A 3,972-nucleotide genomic window follows, 5' to 3' on the forward strand; every position below is an offset into this window, starting at 1 on the left:
GCCGTGCCTAACGGGGCAATCAACAATGCGCTGCTGCTGTCGTTCAATGTGATGTGCCGGCGGCCGTCCCACAGGGTGCTGCCGGTGGCGGCAGCGGCGGCGGGCAGTCCGCGCGCCTCGCGGCGCAGGAATATGCCGGAGCGCCGGGAATCGACAACCGTCCGCGACAATGTGGCGCAAAGAAATCCAGCCCTCAGCCGACCGAACAGAGCCTCGCTGCGGGCCTGATCCGGCAGGAAGGCAATCCCGCCGGTCGTGGCCAGAAGGATGCGCAACGCATAGACGGCCGCCTGCTCGTCACCGGAGGAGAGCAGGCACGGGTCGAGGCGGATGAGGCCGATGGCTGGCTGGCTGGCGAAGCCATCGATCAAACCGGCTGCGCTGGCGCCAAGCTGCCTGCGCTCGAGGGCGGCCTGGCCCGCGAGCATCAACATGCCCTTCACATGCTCGACACTCTCGCCGGCAAGTGCGGCCCGCACACGCGGCCGCTCGAAAGCCGCGTCGTCATTGGTCGGATCGTCAGCCCAGCCGACATTTTGACGGCGCAGGACGTCGCGCAATGCCGCGCGCCGCACGCCGAGGAGCGGCCGCACGATCCAAATGCGCCAGTCATAGAGGGTGGCCGGCGCCATGCCGGCAAGTCCCCGGCCGGCCATGCCGGCATGGCCTTGGCCCTCGTCCCGCGCGTGCCGCATCAGCACCGTTTCCGCCTGGTCGTCGGCGGTATGGCCGGTGAGGATCATGCCGATGCCTTCCGCTTGTGCCGCCTCGGCTAGCAGCCGGTAGCGCGCCTCGCGAGCGGCGGCGGGCAGACCGGTCGATGGCTTTGGACCCGACCATGTCAGGATGCGGTGTGAAATTCCGAGCCTGGCGCACAGCTTCGCCACTGTTTGCGCTTCCGCAGCCGAACCGGACCGCAAACCGTGGTCGATCGTCACCGCCAGCAGCCTGGTTGCCGGCGCCCTACGTTCGAGATGGTGTTTGAGAAGAAGGAGCAGGGCGGTCGAGTCGCTGCCGCCGGACACGGCCGCAACAGCGCCGCTGGTAAAATCGATATGCGAAAAAGGGTTAGTCGAGAGGTCCGGCTCGGTGTCGAGCATGATGCATGTCGCCCAAAAGTGATCCCGGTTTCAGGACAACGACATGTATGACAAGGATCAGCAGGCAGCCAGAGCCTTCTCCTGCTTGACGCGTTCCTTGAGCGCGCTGGAAATATCGGGGTAGCGCTTGCCGACCTCGCTGAAAGTGGCGCAGGCAACGTCATGCTGCTTGAGGCCGACCAGCGACACGCCGAGCTTCAGCAACATATCGGGAGCTTTCTTGGCCTTGGGGTAGTCCTTGCTGGCGGCAAGGAACGTCTCGGCCGCATCGCGGTATTTCTGCTGGCCGAGCAATGACTCGCCCAGCCAGTAATGCGCGTCCGCGGCCTTCGCATCCTTGGGGAAGCGGGCGATGTGGTCGCGAAAACCCTGCTCGGCGGTGCCGTAGTCGCCCGAGAGGATGAACTGGTATGAGTTGCGGTAGAGCTCTTCCGGATTGTTGGTGGCGGGCAACGCCGCGACCACCGTATCGGATTTGCCGGCCTTGGGCGCCGCCCCGGCGACTGGCGCGGTATCCTGCGCCGGCGCGGTCGATTGTGTGTTGCCGCCGGCATCGATGACATTGCCGTTCTTGTCGACGGTGATGCTGCCGAAGGTCTTTTCCGGCGCTCCCGTACCGGGAATAACCTTGCCGGGGTCGCCATCCGGAGATTCGACGATGACGTCCTCGACCGTCTTGCCGACTGCCGATTGATCGTTGGCGGGCTCGGCGCCGGCATCGGCCGGCGCCCGTGTTGCCGGGGCCGCCGCCACGTTGTTGTCGGTGCCGGTGGTGGCGTCCGATTTCTTCTGCGCCGGCGGCTGTCCGCCTTGCGTGCCGCCACCTTCCAGCTGCTGGAAGCGGAATTCATTATCTTCCTGCTGCTTGCGGATCTGCTCCTGCATTTGCAGGACCTGGAAATTGAGTTCCTCGATCTTGCCGTTCATCTGCCGCAGCTGCTCTTCCAGGCTGGTGACAGCGGTAGGATCGGACTGCACCAGCTGAACCTGGTCCGGTTTCTTCTTTTGACCAAAAAAGCCGGGCAATTCGATACTGGGAAGATGGAAGGTAAAGCCGCTGTCGGTTGATTGCCCTGTGCCGCTCGCCCCGGTGCCGCTAGCCAGGGCGGTGACGCCTGATAGGAGCAGCAGCGCAAGCGTGCCGCTCAGAACCGATCTCAAATGCATGTGCCTCTCGCAGTGATTTCGTTAGCTTGTTCGCGCCTTCCAATCAGAATGGGACCAGCCAAGCGCCCTCGGCTCATAGCAGGAGCCGAGACTTCGGCCAAATTTTGTTTCGGGCATCCGGATATGAAAAAGGCGGCCCCAAGGCCGCCTTTCGCACAAGTATGTTGCATTTTTACCGCTAGACGGCCACGCGTCCTTTGACGCGCCGGTCCATGATGCCTCAGGAGCCAGCGCCGCTAAGCGTAGTGACCGCGCGGCGATTCTGCGACCAGCAAGAGATGTCGTCGCAAACCGCGACCGGACGTTCCTTGCCGTAGGAAATGGTCTTGAGACGGCTGGCCGAGACGCCCTTGGCGACAAGGAAGTCACGGGTAGCGGCTGCGCGGCGGGCGCCGAGCGCCAGATTGTATTCGCGCGTTCCGCGTTCGTCGGCATGGCCTTCGACGACGATGGCATACTGCTTGTACTGGTTCAGCCACTGTGCCTGGCGCGAGAGCGTCGTCTGCGCGTCGGCACGGATCGAGGTCGAGTCCGTATCGAAGAAGATGCGGTCGCCAATGTTGACGGTGAAGTCCTGCGCCGATCCGGGTGTTGCGGCGCCGGCGCCGTTAAGGCCAAGATCGGCCGCGTTGTTCGGCGTCTTTTTCGAGGCGCAACCGGCGATGGCGAGCATCGCCACCAGCGCGATCATGACCGGGTTTCTGGTAAGTGCTGCAATACGGCCCATGCCGCCTCTCCTTCGTAATTCGAGTGGTCTAATTTGAGTGATTTCGTTGATCACCCAGTAACCACGTTTGGGTTAACCGGCATTCAAGAAACACGGTTAAATTTTGGTTTAAGCTGCCCGTCCGCAGCCATTGGCCATGAGCCACAGTTGGCGCGGACCCTAGGCGGAAATACGGCCAAAACGCGACAAAGAGATGGAAAAGAGGAATTGAAGAGTTGGGGAATTGAGGAACTGAAGAGAGAATTCACTTCAGCTTTTCTCTCAGATTGATCAGCATGCCGTAGATATGGGCATAGGATCGCAGCCAATCGTCGTGTTGTGCCTGGCTGATGTATCCAAGGTCGAACGCTTAGGAAATCCACGTCTCCACTTCGCTGCATGACCCATTGCCATCGAAATGAACCGCGCGAATTCGGGTTTGGAGTGAGTCTGCTTGGCAAATCCCTCAGCCAAATTGGCGCAGATTCCCTTGCTGGAGCGACGCAACTGATCAGCCAGTGCGTATTGCTCCATTTTCGGGAAGGCGAGCGTAGCTTTATGCACGTCAAGAGAGACCACATAAGCGCGCTTATAAACCTCTAGATCCTTCGCACGCTTGATGTGGCCGCCCGCCTTCTCCATTCTTCAGTTCTTCAATTCCCCAGTTCCTCAGTTCGTCTCTTACTCCAGCAGCGGCGACCAGGCAGGGTCCGAAGCGAAGTTCGCCGTCGGGATCGATTGCTCGTTGCGTCCGGTCAGATCGACCGAAACCAGTTTGGGGCCACCGGCGGAATCGCGGAAGAACATCAGCACGCGGCCATTCGGCGCCCAGGTCGGTCCCTCCTGCTGGAAGCCGGAGGAGAGGATGCGCTCACCCGATCCATCGGTCTTCATGACCCCGATCTGGAATTCGCCGCCGGTCTGCTTGGTGAAGGCAATCAGGTCGCCGCGCGGCGACCTGATTGCCTTCACCAAGCAGACCGGCGGCGAATTCCAGAT

At 61.8% G+C, this 3,972-nt stretch carries 4 protein-coding genes and 1 pseudogene; all 5 read right to left on the reverse strand.

From position 1 onward, the window contains the following. On the reverse strand, positions 1-1,100 hold a 1,100-nt coding region (gene tilS, locus EN884_RS28455), incomplete at its 3' end, for a tRNA lysidine(34) synthetase TilS (protein WP_128360870.1). 57 nt (positions 1,101-1,157) lie between these two features. After that, complete coding sequence (ybgF, locus tag EN884_RS28460) at positions 1,158-2,267, reverse strand: tol-pal system protein YbgF (RefSeq protein WP_027162518.1); 1,110 nt, start codon at positions 2,265-2,267, stop codon at positions 1,158-1,160. Positions 2,268-2,487: 220 nt separating this feature from the next. Further along, positions 2,488-2,994, reverse strand: a complete 507-nt coding sequence (gene pal / locus EN884_RS28465; protein WP_013529149.1) for a peptidoglycan-associated lipoprotein Pal — start codon at positions 2,992-2,994, stop codon at positions 2,488-2,490. A gap of 270 nt (positions 2,995-3,264) precedes the next feature. Next, complete coding sequence (locus EN884_RS28470) at positions 3,265-3,615, reverse strand: four helix bundle protein (RefSeq protein WP_224618753.1); 351 nt, start codon at positions 3,613-3,615, stop codon at positions 3,265-3,267. Between the two features lie 39 nt (positions 3,616-3,654). Beyond that, positions 3,655-3,972: pseudogene (locus tag EN884_RS28475) on the reverse strand (PD40 domain-containing protein); the annotation flags it as partial.

The organism is Mesorhizobium sp. M7A.F.Ca.AU.001.01.1.1 (assembly GCF_004022735.1).
GTDB lineage: Bacteria > Pseudomonadota > Alphaproteobacteria > Rhizobiales > Rhizobiaceae > Mesorhizobium > Mesorhizobium ciceri.

Excerpts from the sequence above, each read along its gene's own strand:
- ybgF (WP_027162518.1), bottom strand. The coding sequence starts at position 2,267 with ATGCATTTGAGATCGGTTCTGAGCGGCACGCTTGCGCTGCTGCTCCTA.
- pal (WP_013529149.1), bottom strand. The coding sequence starts at position 2,994 with ATGGGCCGTATTGCAGCACTTACCAGAAACCCGGTCATGATCGCGCTG.
- EN884_RS28470 (WP_224618753.1), bottom strand. The coding sequence starts at position 3,615 with ATGGAGAAGGCGGGCGGCCACATCAAGCGTGCGAAGGATCTAGAGGTT.